The sequence below is a fragment of the Pseudomonas sp. PA27(2017) genome (genome assembly GCF_001945445.1).
In the GTDB taxonomy this organism is placed as follows: domain Bacteria; phylum Pseudomonadota; class Gammaproteobacteria; order Pseudomonadales; family Pseudomonadaceae; genus Aquipseudomonas.
This window is the reverse complement of sequence record NZ_MSXW01000023.1, coordinates 131,080-149,119: the sequence shown is the minus strand read 5'-3', so window position 1 is coordinate 149,119 and position 18,040 is coordinate 131,080. Positions and strand designations below refer to the sequence as shown.

Genomic DNA, 18,040 nt, shown 5'->3' with positions numbered 1-18,040 from the left:
GTACCGCATGCACACGCCTCATTGTCGATGGGCCGCGCGCCTGGCACTCACCCTGTGGCTGCCGGCGGCGGCCATGGCCATGCCACTGGACCAGGCCGTACGCAGCGGCTTGGCGATCCACCCGCAAGTGCGCGCCGCGGTGGCGGATGCGGCCCGCGCCGAGACCGAGGTGAAGATCGCCAAGGGCGGTTACTATCCGTCGCTGTCGCTGTCCGGCGGCCCGCAGGAGTTCGATATCGGCGAGACCGTCTATGACGTCACCGTCTCGCAGATGCTCTACGACTGGGGCCGCATCGACAGCCAGGTGGACAGCGCCAGGGCGACCCAGCGCCAGCTGTCGGCCACCGCCGAGGTGACCCGCGAAGACGCCGCCCTGGATATCGTCGAAACCTACCTGGACGTGCTGGTCGCGCAGCGCCGTATCGATGCCGTACGCCGGCATATTCGCCTGCTCGACGACATCCGCGGGATGACCGAAGCACGCGGCGCCGATGGTTATTCTGATCGCAGTGAACAGGACCGTGCCGGCCTGGAAATCGCCCGCGCCCAGGAGCAGTTGGCCCTGGAAAAAGGCGCCCTGCTCGATGCCGGCAACCAGTTCGCGCTGCTCGTCGGGGCGCCGCCGGAGGGCCTGGCCGAACCGCGCCCACAGTCCATGCAGCGCTACCTGGCGACCCGTGATTTGCCAGGGCTGATCACCGGCTCGCCGCTCTACCAGCGCGCCCTGGAAGACACCAACCTGGCCCAGGCCGAGCTGCGCGGCACCAAGGCCGCGCTGCTGCCGCAACTGAATCTGGAAGCCTCAGCCACACGCAGAGAGATCGGCGGGCGCCTGCAGAACGATTCGATGGTCAACCTGCGCCTGCGCATGGACACCATTCAGGGCTTGTCCAACTTCCAGCGTCCCACCGCTGCCGCGCAGCGCCTGGAGTCCGCGAGCTGGGGCCAGGACGCCATCCAGCGCGACATTCGCCGGCAGCTGCAGAGCCTGTTCGACATCGGCGATTCGCTGCTCTGGCGCGAACATGCGCTGGCCGTGCAGGTGCGTGATTCCGAGCAGGTCGGCGGCCTGTACCGCGAGCAGTTCGAAGTGGGCCGCCGCGACGTGATCGACCTGCTCACCGTGCAGCGCGAGCGTTTCGAAGCCGAGCGCCAGTTGATCGTCCTGCAGGTCGAGCGCTTGCGCCTGGAATACCGCGCTGCGGCGCAGATCGGCCTGCTCGGCCCCTTGCTGGAGAACGGCCTGAATGGATCCTGACACGCTGACCACGCCGGGCATGAACCAGGACCCGTTGCGCCAGGGCCTGGTGCTGCTATGCCGGCAGCTCGGCCGCCCGGTGACCGACGCCGAGCTGGCCGACGGTATCGCCCTCGAACAGGGCCGCCTGCCGCTGCGCATGGTGCCCCGCGCCCTGCGCCGCGCCGATATCGTCGCCCAGGTCAGCGAAGAAAAGCTGCAGCGCATCGACGATTACCTGTTGCCGGCTCTACTGTTGCTCAAGGACGGACGCTGCGTGGTGCTGGTCGGCCAGCACGGCGAGCAGGCGGAGATCCTCGTGCCGCACAGTGACGGCGGCATGCAGCGATTGCCGATTGCCGACCTGGAGCCGCTGTACAGCGGCATGGCGGTTTTCGCCAAGTGCCGCTATCGGCCGGATGGCCGCGCCGAGGAGTTCGCCAGCCCGACTCGCGAGCACTGGTTCTACGGTGCGCTCAAGCGCCTGCGACGCTCCTATGTGGAAGTGGCCGTGGCAGCCTTCATCGCCAACCTGCTGGCCATCGCCGCCGCCCTGTTCGCCATGCAGGTCTATGACCGCGTGGTGCCCAACGCGGCCTTCGACACGCTGTGGGTGCTGGCCAGCGGCGTGGCCCTGGCCATCGTGCTGGAAAGCCTGTTGCGCGGGTTGCGCGCCCACCTGCTCACCACCCTGGGCAAGCGTCTGGACCTGCAGCTTTCATCATTGCTGTTCGAGCGCGTGCTCAATACCCGGCTGGGCGCCAAGCCGGCGTCGGTCGGGGCTTTCAGCACGCAGATTCGCGAGTTCGAGTCGGTGCGCGAATTCTTCACCTCATCGAGCGCGGCGGTGATCAGCGACCTGCCTTTCGTGTTCATTTTCCTGCTGATCATCGCCCTGATCGGCGGCCATGTGGTCTGGGTGCCGGTGGTCGCCGCCGTGCTGATGATCCTCCCCGGCCTGCTCGCCCAGGGTCGCCTGGCGCGTTTGTCGCGCCAGAACCTGCGCGAAGGGTCGGTGAAGAACGGCATCCTGCTCGAATCCATCGAACACCTGGAAACGGTCAAGGCCAGCCGCGCCGAAGGCCGCTGCATGCACCTGTGGGAAACCCTCACCGCGCAGCTCGCCGGCAGCGCCATGAAGACCCAGAGCCTGACCTCGGCGCTCAGCTACGGGGTGAGCACCGTGCAACAGCTGTGCTACGTGGGCGTGGTGGTGTTCGGCGTGTACCGCATCAGCGACGGGTACCTGAGCATGGGCGCGCTGGTCGCCTGCTCGATCCTGGCGGCGCGCACCATCGCGCCGCTGTCGCAGATCGCCGGTATTCTCGGCCGCTGGCAACACACCAAGGTCGCCCTCGAAGGCCTCGACCAGTTGATGACCGGCCCGGTCGAGCGCCCGGTCGGGCAGCGTTTCGTGCGCAAGGAACACCTGGCAGGCGACTACCGCCTCGAGCAGTTGCGCCTCGCCCATGACGACGCGCCACCCATCGTCGACATCAACGCCCTGAGCATCCGTGCGGGCGAACGGGTCGCCCTGCTGGGCGGCAACGGCGCCGGCAAATCTACCCTGCTGCGCCTGCTCGCCGGGTTGCTCGACCCGAGCGCCGGGCGGGTGATGGTCGACGACATCAGCCTGACCCAGATCGACCCCGCCGACCGCCGCCGGCATATCGGCTATCTGCCCCAGGACATCGCGCTGTTCTACGGCACCCTGCGCGACAACCTCAACCTGGAGGGCGCGGCGATCAGCGACGAGGAGCTGTTCGAAGCCCTCGACGGCGTCGGCCTCGGCGCCTGGGTGCGCAGCCATCCGCTGGGCCTGGACATGCCCATCCAGGGCAATGCCAGCCTGTCCGGTGGCCAGCGCCAGGCGGTCGGACTGGTACGCGTGCTGGTGCAGGATCCGCCCATCGTGCTGCTCGACGAACCGACATCGTCCTTCGACCAGGCCAGCGAAAAGAACGTGGTCGAATACCTGCAACACTGGGTCAGCGGGCGCACCCTGATTCTGGTGACCCACAAGAAGGTCATGCTCTCGCTGGTCGAGCGTGCGGTGGTGATGCGCCAGGGCCGGGTGATCATGGACGGCGCCCTGGATCAGGTGGTGCAGGACAACGTCGTGAGCGCGCCGCAGGAGCCGAGAGGAGGCAACCATGCCGTCCAATGATCGCCTGCGCCGGCAGCTCGACGATCCCCTGCTGAGCGCCACCCACCCGCTGTTCAGGCCCTTGCTGTGGACGGTGCTGGCCACTGTGCTGCTGTTCATCGGGTGGGCCGCCTGGGCCGAGCTCGATGAAGTGACCCGCGGTGACGGCCGCGTGGTGCCCTTTACCCGCATCCAGAAGATCCAGAGCCTGGAGGGCGGCATCCTCGACCGCCTGCTGGTCGGCGAGGGCGATCTGGTCGAAGTCGGTCAGCCCCTGGTGCGCCTCGACGAGACGCGCTTTCGTACCTCCTTTCAGGAGTCAGCCAACCAGTCGGCGGCCCTGCGCGCCACCATCGCGCGCCTGGATGCCGAAGTGCTGGGCAAGGACCGCATCGACTTTGCCGAGGACATCGACCCGACCAGCCCCCTCGCTCGCTCCGAGCAGGAATTGTTCAAATCCCGGCGCGACAAGCTGCAGGACGGTATCAGTGCGATCAACCGGCAGATCCGCCTGGCGCAGCAGCAGCTCAACCTGGTCGAGCCACTGGTGGCCAAACGCGCCGTGAGCCAGATGGAAGCGCTCAAGCTCAGCCAGGAAATCGCCACGCTCAACGGCAAGCTGACCGAGCTGCGCAGCACCTACTTCCAGGACGCCTACACCGAGCGGCAGAGCAAGAAAAGCGAGCTCAGCGCCCTGGAGCCCATCGTCGCGCAGCGCCAGGATCAGCTGCGCCGAACCGAGATCCTGTCGCCGGTACGCGGCCGAGTGAACACCGTGCTGATCAACACCCGCGGCGGGGTGATCCAGCCCGGCGAGCCGATCATGGAAGTGATTCCGGTCGAGGATCAGTTGCTCATCGAAGCCCGTATCAAACCGCGCGACGTCGCCTTTCTGGTACCGGGCATGCCCACCAAGGTGAAGATCACTGCCTACGACTACAGCATCTACGGGTACCTGACCGGCACCCTGGAGCAGATCAGCGCCGACACCATTTTCGAGGAAACGGCCCAGGGCAAGGAGTTCTACTACGAGGTGCTGATCAAGACCGACGGCAGCCAGCTCAAACGCCGTGACGAGATCCTGCCGATCATTCCCGGCATGGTGGCCGAAGTGGATATTCTCAGCGGCAAGCGCACCGTGCTGAACTACCTGCTCAGGCCGCTGCTCAAGGCACAGCTCTACTAGGCCGCCGGATTAATCACAAAGTGCTGTGGAGAGGTGCATTCGCGCGTGCTATTACGAAGTCAGTGGCGCGTGCATCAGGCTTTTGGCAGTCGGCTTCGGGCCGATTTATCCACAGGCCCGTCACGCCGCCGGAACGCATGGATCCAACCGCTTTCGGGGATCAGGGAAGTGCCTCACTCAGCTGGTTCTGGCTCGGCTTACAGGCAGCGAGGCGCTGCCGCCGTCGAGTTCTCGATCGCCTTCATCATCTTCTTCCTGATTCTCTACGGGCTGGTCGGTTACAGCATCCCGTTTCTGCTTGGCGCCACCTATCAGGAACTGGCTACCGAAGCCCTGCGTGACGCCATCCGCTCGCCCGACACCCGCGCCCCGTCACCCGAACAGATCGTCCTGTATCAACAACGTGTGCAGCAGAGCGTGCGCAATTCGTGGTTGCCGCAAGCCTGGGCGCAACCGTGCGAGGGTTACGACGGCTTCCTGAAAACCGGGGCGGTGTGGAGCGTGTGCGTGCGCCATGACGACCCGGAAAGCATCATGCCGCCCTTCTCGATTCTCGGCTGGAAGGTGCCTCAGTTGCCGGACGAGATCCGCGGCGAGGCGAAAATCCGTCTGTACAGCAATGGCGCGGGGGGCTGAGCATGCGCCGATATGGTCCCGACCGTCACCGCCAGCGAGGCGCCTTCAGCATGCTGAGCGCAGCGACCCTGGTCATGGCCATCCTGTTTCTGGCCCTGGTGATCGACAGCGGCCGCCTGTACCTCGAGCAGCGCAACCTGCAGAAGCTGGCGGACACCGCGGCTCTGGAATCCATATCGCGGCTCGCCTCCGGCAATTGCTCGCTGGATACTGCCCTTGCCCAGGTCTATGCCGTGGAGAATGCCGCGTCCTATGGTTTCGTCCAGGGCGCCGGGCGCGCGCTGAGTTCGTCCTGCGTGAGCGTTTCGATCGTCGACGGCCTGCGCGTTCCAGTCGCCGACGCCGCCAATGGCCGGGCGGTTCGCGTGGTCACCAGCAGCCAGGTACCCGCCAGCATCGTGGTGCGCACCGGCAGCCTGTTCGGGCTGACCGGCAGCGACAGCGTAAGGCTGCAAGCCGTTGCCGTGGCCGAGAAAGACAGCGACCCGCTGACGGTCTTCAGCGTCGGCGCGCAATTGCTGGATCTCAATGCCAACGGGCTGGTGCCGAGGTTACTCACAGCCGCCGGTGCGAACGTCAGCGCGCTGACGGTGCTCGATTCCCAGGGCCTGGCGAACGCCCAAATCACCCCCGCCGGCTTGCTGCAGGCGCTGGGAGTGGACGTCGGCATCAATCAGTTGAGGGCGCTTACGCCTGAAGGCCTGGCGAACCTGGTGGATACCCGGGTCGGCGCGGTAGGCATCCAGCGGCTGGTCGACGTTTCGGCCAACCTGATAGATCACGACCAGGCACTGGCCGCCGATATCAGGGCACTGGGCGCGACACTGGCGAACACGCAGTTGAAAGATGCCACGGTGAACCTGTTGGCGACCGAAGATCGTCCCGGCCTGCTCAAGCTGATAACCGGCCCCGGCCAGGCCGTGGGCTCTGCCCTGGACGCCAGGCTGGCGCTGGGCGAGGTGTTATCCACAGGCCTGGTGACTGCGGTTCAGGGGCGTGGATTGCTGGTGGATGAGCTCAATCTTCTCGGCGCAGTGAAGCTGAAGCTCGGCGTCGTGGAGCCACCGGCCATTGGCATCGGGCCAGTGGGCACCACGGCCTTCAATGCACAGACTCGCCTGCACATCGATATCGACAGCAACAATGTGCCCCTGGCGAGCTCTCTGCTCAATTTGCTCGGCACTTCGATCAAGCTGCCGATAATCATCGATCTGGTCAGTGCCAAGGGCGAGCTAACCGCCATCGACTGCTCGCGCGCCGAGCCCGAGGCGACCATCGAAGTCGAGTCCACGGTCGGCAACATCTGCATCGGCGAGATGCCCGGCGGCGCAATGTGGTCGACCCGGGCCAGTTGCACCGAGTCCACCATTCAGGAGACCAGTATCGTCAGGCTGCTGAACGTCGACCTGATCAAGGGCAAGGCCGCCGTGCCTCTGATCGCCACCGGCAACAATCCCGTGCGGGACGAACTGACCCTCGCTGAAGATGAATCCGAAATCACTCAAGTCAATAATCTGAAGATTGGCGATTCGGTCGCCAACCTGCTCTCCCAGGTCAGCCGAATGATCGGTGTCGGCGCGCCCAAGGACGCCAATGGCTATCCCCGCCTCACATCTGGCCAAGCAACTGAGATCGCGGACAAATACCTGGCCACCTACCCCAACAAGGACGCCATTCGCGCCGCCATGAAAGCGGACGGGCTGACCTGGCCCCGCCCGGTAGCACTGTTGCTGGACACGACGATGCCCGACGAGTGGCACAACAAGTTGCTGCTGAACAACTGCACCACGAACAAGATGCAATGCCGCACCGAACTGATTTCCTCGTTGCAGACGCAACCGCAGGGCGGCCTGCTCAGCAGTGTCCTTACCGGCCTGGCCTCGTCCCTCGGCTTGAGCAGTAACTCCCAACCCCTTCTGCTCACCATCCTCAATCCGGTTCTCGATGCGCTCAAGCCCGTGCTCAACGCCGTGGGCAGTGCCGTCAGCAGCCTGCTCACCAACCTCGGCCTCGATCTCGGAAAAAGCGAAATCAAGGTACACAGCATCAGCTGCGGCATCCCGCAGTTGATTCGCTGAGGTGAGCGATGAAACGTCCAGGGAAAAGTAGCCAGCTAGGCGCCGTGGCCATCGAGTTCGCCATGTTGTTCGCGGTGTTCTTCGTGGTGGTGTACGGGATCATCGCTTACAGCATTCCGATGCTGTTACTGCTGACCTTCAAGCAGGTCAGCGCCGATGCCGCCCGCGCGACGTTGCAGGTCGACCCGGGCAATGCCGCCTACACTCAGCTGATCAGCCGGGAAGTCACGGCGGTCGTGCAACGCAGCTGGCTTCCGGAAAGCTGGCGCGGTGGCAATTGCCCGGCGCCCGAGCAGGACGCCGCCGGCCTGAACTGGAGCCCGTTGCCAAGCCATGATGGCCAGCCGTCCTACGGCAACATCGCCCTCGACAATCGCGACCCGGCCGCACCGCGCTACGTGCTGCACGTCTGTCTGCAACGCGGCTACAACCACGACGGGCCCAGCGACCAGCGAGCCATCGTGCCCACTCTGCGGCTGCTGGGGATAACGATCCCCAGCCTGCCCGAGGACAACGGTGAAGTGGTCATCCGTGGCGCCACCACCGTCACCCTCTGAGCGGGGCCCTGATCAGGCGCCGATTACACCGCCATCTTCACGGGTGATGACCACCACCGTCGAGCGGGGATGCACGCCAGCCTGGTGATCCGGGAAGCTCGAGCCGCCCTCTTCGCCCGGGTGCTGGATGCCCACGAACATGCTCTTGTAATCCGGCGAGAAGGCCAGGCCGGTCACCTCGCAGCCGACCGGGCCGACCATGAAACGGCGGATCTCGCCGGTGTGCGGGTCGGCGCAGAGCATCTGGTTATTGCCCATGCCGACGTAGTCGCCCTTGTTGCTGTATTTGCCGTCGGTCTGGATCCACAGGCGGCCGCCAGTATCGAAACCAACACCATCCGGGCTGTTGAACATGTTATCGGCGTTGATCGCATGGCTACCCGCCTGGGGCGTTCCGGCATGCACCACCGGGTTGCCGGCAACCACGAACAGATCCCACTCGAAATCCATGGCAGCAGCGTCGTCAGCGTGCTCGCGCCACCGCAGAATCTGCCCGTACAGGTTGTTCGCCCGCGGGTTCGGGCCGCCGACCGGCTGCCCCGGCTCACCGCGCTTGCTGTTGTTGGTGAGGGTGCAGTAAACCTGGCCGTCCTTGGGGCTGACGGTGATCCACTCGGGGCGATCCATGCGCGTGGCGCCGACGTGGGTGCCGGCCTGCCGCGCGCGAATCACCACCTCGGCCTGGTTGGCGAAGCCATGCTCGGCGGTCAGGCCATGCTTGCCGGCGGTCAGCTCGATCCAGCGGCCGCGGCCTTTCGGGTGATCGGCATCACCGTTGCCCTCGTCGAAACGCGCCACGTAAAGCGTGCCCTGATCGAGGATATGGCGATTGGCCTTGGCATTGCTGCGGTCCAGGCGGTCGCGGGTGATGAACTTGTAGATGAACTCGCCACGCTCGTCATCGCCCATGTACACCACCACGCGGCCATCGCGGGTGGTGGTCAGCGCCGCGTTCTCGTGCTTGAAACGGCCCAGGGCGGTGCGCTTGATCGGCTTGGCTTGCGGGTCGAACGGGTCGATCTCGACGATCCAGCCGTGGCGGTTCAGCTCGTTGGGGTTCTTGGCGATATCGAAGCGCGGGTCGAAACGGTGCCACTCGTTCTCGGCGCTGGCGTGCAGCACGCTGAAGCGCTTCTGATCGGGGCTGAATTGCAGGTTGGCATCACTACTGCCGAAGCAGTCGCTGAAGTTCTCTTCGCAGGTCAGGTAGGTGCCCCAGGGCGTCTGACCGCTGGAGCAGTTCTGGAAGGTGCCGAGCACTTCGATACCGGCCGGGTCGGCCTCTGTCTTGAGCAGCTCGTGGCCCCGTGCCGGGCCGCTCACCTCGATCGGCAGGTTGCCATGCACACGACGGTTATAAGGCGAGCCCTGCACGAAGCCCCAGCCGGCACCACTGCGCCGCACCTCGATCACCGTCACGCCCTCGGCGTTCTGCGCCTTGCGCACGTCCTCGGCGGATTTCGGCAGGCCGCCATGGGCCAGCAGATAACGATAATTCACGTATTCGTTGTTGATGGCCATCAGCGCGCGGTCGGGGTCGCCAGGCCAGGGGAAGAAGCTCATGCCATCGGTGTTGTCACCGAACTGCAGCAACTGTTCAGCCGCGCTGTTGCTGCCATCGCCCTTGAAGGCCGGCCCGCCGGCCTGCAAAGGCTGGCCCCAGCTGATCAGCGGGCGGAACGAATAGCCCGGCGGCAGGGTGATGGTATCGGCAGTGGAGGCCGCCAGGTTGGCGAAACCCAGCAGAGGGCTGGGGATCGTGGCACCGATCGACTCGGCCAGTACGCTACGGCTCAGCAAACCGCCGCCAAGAAACAGCGCTGCGCCGGTCAGCGCTCCGGCACCGATGAAACGGCGACGGGAAAGGGTCAGGCGTTCGAGGTCGGTCAATTGATCATCATGCATCACGGCGCTCCTGCGTTCTTCTGATGCGCAGGGACGCTAGGCAAGTTTGATGACGATTGGATGACGAAATCGCTAAATGCTCTTCTCATCACGGGGCTGTGAATTAATGGACGGCCATGCACAATTATCGTGATTCAAGCTGTGGATAAGCTGGTAGCGAGTTGCTGGGCGCTTAGTGCCCCGCCCTCTACGATTAATTGTTCAGTAATTGATCACATGCTCCTAGGTTATGCACAGATGTCTTGGATAAAATCTCTTATCACCTGTGGATATAGCTATGAAAGCCAGTAAAGACGCTGCTCATGGCTTTTCTGATCAATTCTTGACCAATAAGAATGGTCACAGCCCCGATGAACGAGCTGGGCAATAGTACACGGGAACTATATGATTCATATACGAAACGTATAGAGGCTTGACCATGGGTATCGTCAATATCGAAGACGAGCTGCACGACCAGATTCGCCGAGCAAGCAGCGTGTCGCACCGCTCCATCAATGCTCAGGCCGGGTTCTGGATTCGCATCGGCATGCTCTGTGAAATGAATCCGACCCTGAGCTTCAACCAAGTGATGGCCGCCGAGCTGCGTGCTGCCGGGGTATCGGCGCCCGGCCTGGCGAACGCGTCATGATCAAGACGCCGGAGGAAATTACCCTGATGGCCGAGGCCGGCCAGTTATTGGCCTCGGTCTTCACTCACCTCGATCAGCTGGAGCTGTGCGGGATGTCGACCCTGCAGGTCGACGGCATTGTGGATAACTTCATTGTCCACAACCTCAAGTCACGCCCGGCCAGTAAAGGCCAGTACGGTTTCGCCTATTCGCTCAACGCTTCCATCAACCAAGTGGTGTGCCACGGGGTGCCGAGCGCCAAAGACGTATTGCAGAACGGCGACCTGGTGAATTTCGATATCACTCTGGAAAAGAACGGCTATATCGCCGACTCCAGCAAGACCTACCTGATCGGTAGCGTTTCGCCGGAAGCAGAGCGCCTTACCCGCGTGACCTACGAGGCGCTATGGAAAGGTATCGCGGCGGTACGACCCGGCGGCCGGCTGGGCGACATTGGCCATGCCATCGAACGCCACGCCCGCGCCCACGGCTATTCGGTGGTACGTGAGTATTGCGGTCATGGCATCGGCAAACAGATGCATGAAGCACCGGAAGTGCTGCACTGGGGCAAGGCTGGAACCGGCCTGACCCTGCGCGAAGGCATGACCTTCACCATCGAGCCGATGATCAACCAGGGCAAGCCCGGTACTAAAACCTTGCGTGACGGTTGGACGGTAGTCACCAACGATGGGCTGCTGTCCGCGCAGTTCGAGCACACCGTTGCCGTCACCGCCGATGGCGTCCGCGTGCTGACCCTGCGACCGGATGAGACGCCGCTGCGCTGATACAGGTTTAACGTCAAAGCCGGCCGGTCTACCTATTCAGCCGGTGGCCGCATAAGTTCAATCAGCTATCCAGCGTAACCAGCACCCAAGGCAGCATCAGTTGGGTCAGCGGCCCAATGCCAAAGGCGAACAGCAGGGTGCCGATGCCCAGCACCTTGTAGCCGGCGAGCAAGGTGCCGACCAGCAGCACGGCCAGTTCGATGGCGGTGCGCATGGAGCGCAACGAATAACCGGTTACCCGATGCAAGCCGGTCATCAGGCCGTCACGCGGGCCACGCCCCAGCTGGGCGCCGATATACAGTGCCGAGCCGAAACCGCAGAGCAGCACGCCTCCCAGGGTCAGCAGCAGGCGCCAGACGAAGCCTTCCGGCGCCACCAGCATCTGCAGGGTGAAGTCCGCCACCACGCCGATCACCACTGCGTTGGCGATGGTGCCGAGGCCGGGAATCTCCCGCAGCGGAATCCACAGCAGCAGCACCAGGAAGGACACGCCCACCACGATCCAGCCAAAGCTCAACGGCAGCAACTTGGCCAGCCCGACATGCAGCGCATCCCAGGGCGACAGCCCCAGGTTGCCGCGGATCATCATCGCCATGGAAATGCCGAAGAAGGCCAGGCCGACGAACAGCTGCAGCAGACGCTGCGGCAGGTGGCCGGCACGCAGTTGGGCGAGTGGCCCGAGCTGGACCAGCGCAGCCTTGTCGCCCATCACTCCACCGTGACCGACTTGGCCAGGTTGCGTGGCTGATCGACGTCGGTGCCGCGCAGCACGGCGACGTGGTACGACAGCAGCTGCAGCGGCAGGGTGTAGAGAATCGGTGCCAGGGCGTCGTGGATGTGCGGCATGTTCACCACGTGGGTGCCTTCGCCATTGCTCATGGCGGCGCTGGCATCGGCGAACACGATCAGTTCACCGCCACGGGCGCGAACCACCTGCAGGTTGGACTTCAGCTTGTCGAGCAGCTCGTTGTTGGGCGCCACGGTAACCACCGGCATATCGGCATCGACCAGGGCCAGCGGGCCGTGCTTGAGCTCACCCGCCGGATAGGCCTCGGCGTGGATGTAGGAGATTTCCTTGAGTTTGAGCGCCCCTTCCATGGCCACCGGGTACTGGGCGCCGCGGCCGAGGAACAGGGTGTGGTGCTTCTCGGCGAACAGCTCGGAAACCTTCTCGACGATCTTGTCCATCGCCAGGGCTTCATCCAGCCGCGCCGGCAGGCGACGCAACTCGTCCACCAGCTCGGCGGCGATGCCCTTTTCAAGCGTGCCTTTGACTTGGCCGATGGCCAGGGTCAGCAGCATCAGGCCGACCAGCTGGGTGGTGAAGGCCTTGGTCGAAGCCACGCCGATTTCGGGGCCGGCGTGAGTCAATAGGGTCAGGTCGGACTCACGCACCAGCGAGCTGATGCCGACGTTGCAGATCGCCAGGCTGGCCAGGTAGCCGCCATCGGCCTTGGCATTACGTAGCGCGGCCAGGGTGTCGGCCGTTTCGCCGGACTGCGAGATGCTGACGAACAGGGTGTCCGGCTGCACCGCGACACGGCGGTAGCGAAACTCGCTGGCCACCTCGACCTGGCAGGGAATGCCCGCCAGCCCTTCGAGCCAGTAGCGGGCGACCATGCCGGCGTGATAACTGGTGCCGCAGGCAACGATCTGCACGTTGCGCACCTTGGCGAACAGCTCGGCGGCCTGGGGGCCAAAGGCCTGCACCAGCACATGGTCGCTACCGAGGCGGCCTTCCAGGGTGCGCTGCACGACCTTGGGCTGCTCGTGGATTTCCTTGAGCATGAAGTGGCGGAACACGCCCTTGTCGGCCGCATCGGCACCTTCGTGGTACTGCACGGCTTCTCGTTGCACTACGTCACCGTTGGTATCCCAGATCTGCACGCTGTCGCGCTGGATTTCGGCGATATCGCCCTCTTCCAGGTACATGAAACGGTCGGTGACCTGACGCAGGGCGAGCTGGTCGGAGGCGAGGAAGTTCTCGCCCAGGCCCAGGCCGATCACCAGCGGGCTGCCGCTGCGCGCGGCGAGCAGACGATCCGGGTTGGCCGCACTGATCACCGCCAGGCCGTAGGCGCCGCGCAGCTGCTTGACCACCGCCTTGAGGGCGTCGGCCAGGTCGCTGTGGCTTTTCAGGGTGTGAGCGAGCAGGTGCACGATGACTTCGGTGTCGGTATCCGAACTGAAGGCATAACCCAGGCCCTGCAGTTGCTCACGCAGCGGGCCATGGTTTTCGATGATGCCGTTGTGCACCACCGCCAGTTGGTCGCCGGAAAAGTGTGGGTGGGCATTGTTTTCGGTCGGCACGCCGTGGGTGGCCCAACGGGTGTGGGCGACACCCAGGCGGCCCGGCAGTGGTTCGCTATCCAGCGCCGCTTCCAGTTCGCTGACCTTGCCGACGCGACGACGGCGCTGCAGGCTGCCCATGTCATCGAGCAGCGCCACACCGGCGCTGTCATAGCCGCGGTATTCGAGGCGCTTGAGGCCCTCGACCAGCACGGCGGTGATGTTGCGTTCGGCAATGGCGCCTACGATGCCACACATAGTGTTCTCCTCAGGATGCGTCAGTGGCCGCGCAGATCAGCTGGATCCCGCGGGCCAAGAGTTGTTCGCGCGCCTCGCTGTCGAGACGCTCGTCAGTAATCAGGGTGTGTACGCTGCCCCAGGGCAGCTCGAGATTGGGAATGCGCCGGCCGATCTTGTCGCTCTCGACCATGACGATCACCTCACGGGCCACCTCGGCCATGACGCGCGAAAGGCCCAGCAGCTCGTTGAAGGTGGTGGTACCACGCTGCAGGTCGATACCATCGGCTCCGATAAACAGCTGGTCGAAATCATAGGAGCGCAGCACCTGCTCGGCGACCTGGCCCTGGAAGGATTCCGAATGCGGGTCCCAGGTGCCGCCGGTCATCAGCAAAACCGGCTCGTGCTCGATATCGCGCAGCGCGTTGGCCACATTCAGGGAATTGGTCATCACCACCAGCCCGGGCTTGTGGCCCAGCTCGGGGATCATCGCCGCGGTTGTGGTGCCGCTGTCGATGATGATCCGCGCATGCTCGCGGATGCGCGCCACACCAGCCCGGGCGATCGCCTGCTTGTAGCGGGACACCGGCTGACTGCTCTCGACCATCATTTCCTGGGGCAGCGGCACCGCGCCGCCATAACGGCGCAACAGCAGACCGTTGGCTTCCAGCGCGGCAAGATCCTTGCGAATGGTTACTTCGGAGGTGGCGAAACGCTTGGCCAAGGCGTCAACGCTCACCTCGCCCAGCTCGGTGAGCAGGGCAAGAATGGTGTGGCGACGTTGCGGCGTGTTGCGTTTTGACATGCTTAAGTTTCGATTCGAAAGATAATTTCTCGAATCAAAACCTAACGAAGCTTTACTGTCAAGCAGCACAGGGTTCGTGGATAACACCTGAAGCGATCGTATTGCACCGGTCGCCAGGTTATCCACAGCGTGCGTTCAAGGCTTTTTCTTGATCGGACGCTGCCAACCATCGATATTACGCTGGCGCCCGCGAGCGACGGCCAGGTTGTTGGCCGGCACGTCAGAGGTGATGACCGAACCAGCGGCGGTAGTGACGCCATCACCCAGTGTTACGGGCGCAACCAGCGCGCTGTTGGAACCGACGAAGACGTCCGTCCCCATCACGGTACGATGCTTGTTGGCGCCGTCGTAGTTGCAGGTGATGGTGCCGGCACCGATGTTGGTGCGCGCGCCGACCTCGGCGTCGCCCAGATAGCTCAGGTGACCGGCCTTGGCGCCCTCCCCCAGCACGGCGTTCTTCAGCTCCACGAAGTTACCCACATGGGCCTTGGCGCCCAGTACGCTGCCTGGCCGCAAACGGGCGAATGGACCGCAATCCGCGCCCTCACCCACTTCGGCGCCTTCCAGATGGCTGTTGGCCTTGATGATGGCGCCTTTGCGCAAGGTGCTGTCCTTGATCACGCAGTTCGGGCCAACCTGCACGTCGTCCTCGATGATCACGCGGCCTTCGAGGATCACGTTGATGTCGATGGTCACGTCGCGGCCCACGCTCACCTCACCGCGCACGTCGAAACGGTGAGGGTCGCGCAGGGTTACGCCCTGGGCCATCAGCCGACGGGCCATGCGCTGCTGGTAATGGCACTCGAGCTGGGCGAGCTGGATACGGTCGTTGGCGCCGAGCACTTCCATTTCGTCGGCAGCGGTAGCGGTGGCCACCACCAGGCCGTCAGCGACTGCCATGGCGATCACGTCGGTCAGGTAGTACTCGCCCTGGGCGTTGCTGTTCGACAGCCGCCCCAGCCAATCGCCCAAGCGCTTGCCGGGCACGGCGAGAATGCCGGTGTTACCTTCACGGATCTGCCGCTGTGCCTCGCTGGCATCCTTGTGTTCGACGATAGCCTGCACGGCGCCCTGCTCGTCACGCACGATGCGGCCGTAGCCGGTCGGGTCGGCCAGCTCGACGGTGAGCAGGCCCAGCTGGTTGTCGTTGACCAGCTCCAGCAGGCGTTGCAGGGTCGCCGGCTCGATCAGCGGCACGTCGCCGTAAAGGATCAAGACCGTGTCGGCAGTCAGTGCCGGTTGCGCCTGGGCCACTGCGTGACCGGTACCCAACTGCTCGGCCTGGATGACGAAACTCAGGTCGTCGGCCGCCAGGCGCTCGCGTACCTTCTCGGCGCCATGGCCGATCACCACCTGGATGCTCTGCGGCTGCAAGCTGCGGGCGGTGTCGATGACGTGGCCAAGCATGGGCTTGTGAGCGACCGGATGCAGCACCTTGGGTAGCGCCGAACGCATGCGGGTGCCCTGGCCAGCGGCGAGAATGACGATATCGAGGGACATGGCAGATCCAGATAAACGAGAGCGGAAAGAAAGAGGGTTCACAGCAATCCGTTGCGCGAGTGTCGATCAGAAAAGGGTTCATCGCGGCTGAAGCCGCTCCCACATGATCGGGTTATCCACAACCTTGGTTAAATCGCAGGCAAGAAAAAGGGTAGCCAAGGCTACCCCTTTTCCAAGCAACGATGAAGAGCGTCGGTATCAGCTACCGCCGAACTTCTTGCGCATTTGCTGGACGGTGCGCAGCTGGGCTGCGGCTTCGGCCAGACGAGCAGCGGCGGAACCGTAGTCGAACTCGGCTCCCTGCTCGCTCAGCGCTTTCTCGGCAGCTTTGACGGCTTCCTGAGCGGAGGCTTCATCCAGATCGGCAGCACGTTGCACGGTGTCGGCGAGTACCTTGACCATGCTTGGCTGCACTTCCAGGAAGCCACCGGAGATGTAGAACACCTCGGTATCGCCACCCTGCTTGACCAGACGAATCGGGCCCGGCTTGAGGTCGGTGATCAACGGTGCGTGGCCTGGGGAGATCCCCAGATCACCCAGGTTACCGTGGGCGATCACCATTTCGACCAGACCGGAGAAGATCTCGCCTTCTGCGCTGACGATGTCGCAATGGACTGTCATAGCCATATCTAGCCTCACGTAAGCGCCCGTTGCCGGGCGCACGGGTGATTACAGTTTCTTCGCTTTCTCGATGGCTTCTTCGATGCCACCGACCATGTAGAACGCCTGCTCCGGCAGGTGATCGTACTCACCTTTGAGGATGCCGCTGAAACCAGCGATGGTGTCCTTCAGGGAAACGTACTTGCCTGGCGAGCCGGTGAACACTTCAGCAACGAAGAACGGCTGGGACAGAAAACGCTGGATCTTACGAGCACGGGATACCAGCTGCTTGTCTTCTTCCGACAGTTCGTCCATGCCGAGGATCGCGATGATGTCCTTCAGCTCTTTGTAGCGCTGCAGCACGTACTGAACGCCGCGAGCGGTATCGTAGTGCTCCTGGCCGATCACGTTCGGGTCCAGCTGGCGCGAAGTCGAGTCCAGTGGGTCGACCGCCGGGTAGATACCCAGGGAGGCGATGTCACGGGACAGTACGACGGTGGCATCCAAGTGGGCGAAGGTGGTCGCCGGGCTCGGGTCGGTCAGGTCGTCCGCAGGTACGTATACGGCCTGGATCGAGGTGATCGAACCGGTCTTGGTGGAGGTGATGCGCTCTTGCAGAACACCCATCTCTTCAGCCAGGGTCGGCTGGTAACCTACTGCCGACGGCATACGGCCGAGCAGAGCGGATACTTCGGTACCGGCCAGGGTATAGCGGTAGATGTTGTCCACGAAGAACAGAACGTCACGGCCTTCGTCACGGAACTTCTCGGCCATGGTCAGGCCGGTTAGGGCGACGCGCAGACGGTTGCCTGGTGGCTCGTTCATCTGGCCGTAGACCAGGGCTACCTTGTCGAGAACGTTGGAGTCCTTCATCTCGTGGTAGAAGTCGTTACCCTCACGAGTACGCTCACCCACACCGGCGAACACGGAATAACCGCTGTGCTCGATGGCGATGTTACGGATCAGCTCCATCATGTTTACGGTCTTGCCGACACCGGCACCACCGAACAGACCGACTTTACCGCCCTTGGCGAACGGGCAGACCAGATCGATGACCTTGATGCCGGTTTCCAGCAGCTCGTTGGAGCCGGATTGCTCGGCGTAGGTCGGTGCGGCACGGTGAATGCCCCAGCGCTCTTCTTCGCCGATCGGGCCGGCTTCGTCGATCGGGTTGCCCAGCACGTCCATGATACGGCCCAGGGTCTTGACCCCGACCGGTACCTGGATGCCAGCGCCGGTGCTGTCGACGTTCAGACCACGCTTGAGGCCTTCGGTCGAACCCATCGCAATGGTACGCACCACGCCGTCGCCCAGCTGCTGCTGAACTTCCAGAGTGGTTTCGGCGCCGACTACTTTCAGCGCTTCATAAACACTCGGCACCTTGTCACGCGGGAATTCCACGTCGATGACGGCGCCGATGATTTGAACGATACGTCCGCTACTCATCTTTGGTTCCTCTGAATATTTGAACC

15 protein-coding genes are annotated in these 18,040 nt (G+C 63.7%); 8 read left to right on the top strand and 7 right to left on the bottom strand.

Annotation, left to right across the window (positions count from 1 at the left end):
* Positions 1 to 7: 7 nt before the first annotated feature.
* The 6 genes from BVH06_RS13080 (at position 8) to BVH06_RS13055 (ending at position 7,840) form a co-directional block, all read left to right on the top strand.
* The gene (locus BVH06_RS13080; RefSeq protein WP_075934328.1) at positions 8 to 1,258 is read left to right on the top strand and encodes a TolC family protein; all 1,251 of its coding nucleotides are present in this window, start codon (positions 8 to 10) and stop codon (positions 1,256 to 1,258) included.
* Complete coding sequence (locus BVH06_RS13075) at positions 1,248 to 3,404, top strand: type I secretion system permease/ATPase (protein ID WP_075934327.1); 2,157 nt, start codon at positions 1,248 to 1,250, stop codon at positions 3,402 to 3,404. The genes BVH06_RS13080 and BVH06_RS13075 overlap by 11 nt, the downstream gene beginning before the upstream one ends.
* Positions 3,391 to 4,569: an HlyD family efflux transporter periplasmic adaptor subunit gene (locus BVH06_RS13070; RefSeq protein ID WP_075929027.1), complete on the top strand. Its 1,179-nt coding sequence runs from the start codon at positions 3,391 to 3,393 to the stop codon at positions 4,567 to 4,569. Before BVH06_RS13075 ends, BVH06_RS13070 begins: the two co-directional genes overlap by 14 nt.
* A gap of 168 nt (positions 4,570 to 4,737) precedes the next feature.
* Positions 4,738 to 5,205, top strand: a complete 468-nt coding sequence (locus BVH06_RS13065; RefSeq protein ID WP_075929026.1) for a TadE/TadG family type IV pilus assembly protein — start codon at positions 4,738 to 4,740, stop codon at positions 5,203 to 5,205.
* A gap of 50 nt (positions 5,206 to 5,255) precedes the next feature.
* Complete coding sequence (locus BVH06_RS13060) at positions 5,256 to 7,283, top strand: pilus assembly protein TadG-related protein (protein WP_075934326.1); 2,028 nt, start codon at positions 5,256 to 5,258, stop codon at positions 7,281 to 7,283.
* 8 nt (positions 7,284 to 7,291) lie between these two features.
* Positions 7,292 to 7,840: a TadE family protein gene (locus BVH06_RS13055; RefSeq protein WP_075934325.1), complete on the top strand. Its 549-nt coding sequence runs from the start codon at positions 7,292 to 7,294 to the stop codon at positions 7,838 to 7,840.
* Positions 7,841 to 7,852: 12 nt separating this feature from the next.
* On the opposite strand, the gene BVH06_RS13050 is transcribed toward BVH06_RS13055, so the two are convergent.
* Entirely contained in the window at positions 7,853 to 9,745 is a 1,893-nt protein-coding gene (locus tag BVH06_RS13050) for a PhoX family phosphatase (protein WP_075934324.1), read from the bottom strand.
* A gap of 418 nt (positions 9,746 to 10,163) precedes the next feature.
* Here BVH06_RS13050 and BVH06_RS13045 point away from each other — a divergent pair, with 418 nt between their 5' ends.
* The gene (locus BVH06_RS13045) at positions 10,164 to 10,373 is read left to right on the top strand and encodes a ParD-like family protein (RefSeq protein WP_075929022.1); all 210 of its coding nucleotides are present in this window, start codon (positions 10,164 to 10,166) and stop codon (positions 10,371 to 10,373) included.
* On the top strand, positions 10,370 to 11,137 hold the full coding sequence (map, locus tag BVH06_RS13040) for a type I methionyl aminopeptidase (protein WP_075929021.1): 768 nt from the start codon (positions 10,370 to 10,372) through the stop codon (positions 11,135 to 11,137). The genes BVH06_RS13045 and map overlap by 4 nt, the downstream gene beginning before the upstream one ends.
* A gap of 61 nt (positions 11,138 to 11,198) precedes the next feature.
* Here map and BVH06_RS13035 read toward each other — a convergent pair whose 3' ends face one another.
* From BVH06_RS13035 to atpD, 6 genes are all read right to left on the bottom strand, one after another.
* Entirely contained in the window at positions 11,199 to 11,846 is a 648-nt protein-coding gene (locus BVH06_RS13035; protein ID WP_075934323.1) for a YitT family protein, read from the bottom strand.
* Positions 11,846 to 13,684, bottom strand: coding sequence for a glutamine--fructose-6-phosphate transaminase (isomerizing) (gene glmS, locus BVH06_RS13030; RefSeq protein ID WP_075934322.1), 1,839 nt, complete (start codon positions 13,682 to 13,684; stop codon positions 11,846 to 11,848). The genes BVH06_RS13035 and glmS overlap by 1 nt, the downstream gene beginning before the upstream one ends.
* 10 nt (positions 13,685 to 13,694) lie before the next feature.
* Entirely contained in the window at positions 13,695 to 14,468 is a 774-nt protein-coding gene (locus BVH06_RS13025; protein WP_075929018.1) for a DeoR/GlpR family DNA-binding transcription regulator, read from the bottom strand.
* Positions 14,469 to 14,603: 135 nt separating this feature from the next.
* A complete protein-coding gene (gene glmU, locus BVH06_RS13020) occupies positions 14,604 to 15,968 on the bottom strand; it encodes a bifunctional UDP-N-acetylglucosamine diphosphorylase/glucosamine-1-phosphate N-acetyltransferase GlmU (RefSeq protein ID WP_075934321.1) in 1,365 nt (454 codons plus the stop codon).
* Between the two features lie 198 nt (positions 15,969 to 16,166).
* Positions 16,167 to 16,595, bottom strand: coding sequence for a F0F1 ATP synthase subunit epsilon (locus BVH06_RS13015; RefSeq protein WP_070884871.1), 429 nt, complete (start codon positions 16,593 to 16,595; stop codon positions 16,167 to 16,169).
* Positions 16,596 to 16,637: 42 nt separating this feature from the next.
* Positions 16,638 to 18,014: a F0F1 ATP synthase subunit beta gene (atpD, locus tag BVH06_RS13010; RefSeq protein WP_013793552.1), complete on the bottom strand. Its 1,377-nt coding sequence runs from the start codon at positions 18,012 to 18,014 to the stop codon at positions 16,638 to 16,640.
* Positions 18,015 to 18,040 lie beyond the last annotated feature (26 nt).

Excerpts from the sequence above, each read along its gene's own strand:
- BVH06_RS13080 (WP_075934328.1), top strand. The coding sequence starts at position 8 with ATGCACACGCCTCATTGTCGATGGGCCGCGCGCCTGGCACTCACCCTG.
- BVH06_RS13075 (WP_075934327.1), top strand. The coding sequence starts at position 1,248 with ATGGATCCTGACACGCTGACCACGCCGGGCATGAACCAGGACCCGTTG.
- BVH06_RS13070 (WP_075929027.1), top strand. The coding sequence starts at position 3,391 with ATGCCGTCCAATGATCGCCTGCGCCGGCAGCTCGACGATCCCCTGCTG.
- BVH06_RS13060 (WP_075934326.1), top strand. The coding sequence starts at position 5,256 with ATGCTGAGCGCAGCGACCCTGGTCATGGCCATCCTGTTTCTGGCCCTG.
- BVH06_RS13055 (WP_075934325.1), top strand. The coding sequence starts at position 7,292 with ATGAAACGTCCAGGGAAAAGTAGCCAGCTAGGCGCCGTGGCCATCGAG.
- BVH06_RS13050 (WP_075934324.1), bottom strand. The coding sequence starts at position 9,745 with ATGCATGATGATCAATTGACCGACCTCGAACGCCTGACCCTTTCCCGT.
- BVH06_RS13045 (WP_075929022.1), top strand. The coding sequence starts at position 10,164 with ATGGGTATCGTCAATATCGAAGACGAGCTGCACGACCAGATTCGCCGA.
- map (WP_075929021.1), top strand. The coding sequence starts at position 10,370 with ATGATCAAGACGCCGGAGGAAATTACCCTGATGGCCGAGGCCGGCCAG.
- BVH06_RS13035 (WP_075934323.1), bottom strand. The coding sequence starts at position 11,846 with ATGGGCGACAAGGCTGCGCTGGTCCAGCTCGGGCCACTCGCCCAACTG.
- glmS (WP_075934322.1), bottom strand. The coding sequence starts at position 13,684 with ATGTGTGGCATCGTAGGCGCCATTGCCGAACGCAACATCACCGCCGTG.
- BVH06_RS13025 (WP_075929018.1), bottom strand. The coding sequence starts at position 14,468 with ATGTCAAAACGCAACACGCCGCAACGTCGCCACACCATTCTTGCCCTG.
- glmU (WP_075934321.1), bottom strand. The coding sequence starts at position 15,968 with ATGTCCCTCGATATCGTCATTCTCGCCGCTGGCCAGGGCACCCGCATG.
- BVH06_RS13015 (WP_070884871.1), bottom strand. The coding sequence starts at position 16,595 with ATGGCTATGACAGTCCATTGCGACATCGTCAGCGCAGAAGGCGAGATC.
- atpD (WP_013793552.1), bottom strand. The coding sequence starts at position 18,014 with ATGAGTAGCGGACGTATCGTTCAAATCATCGGCGCCGTCATCGACGTG.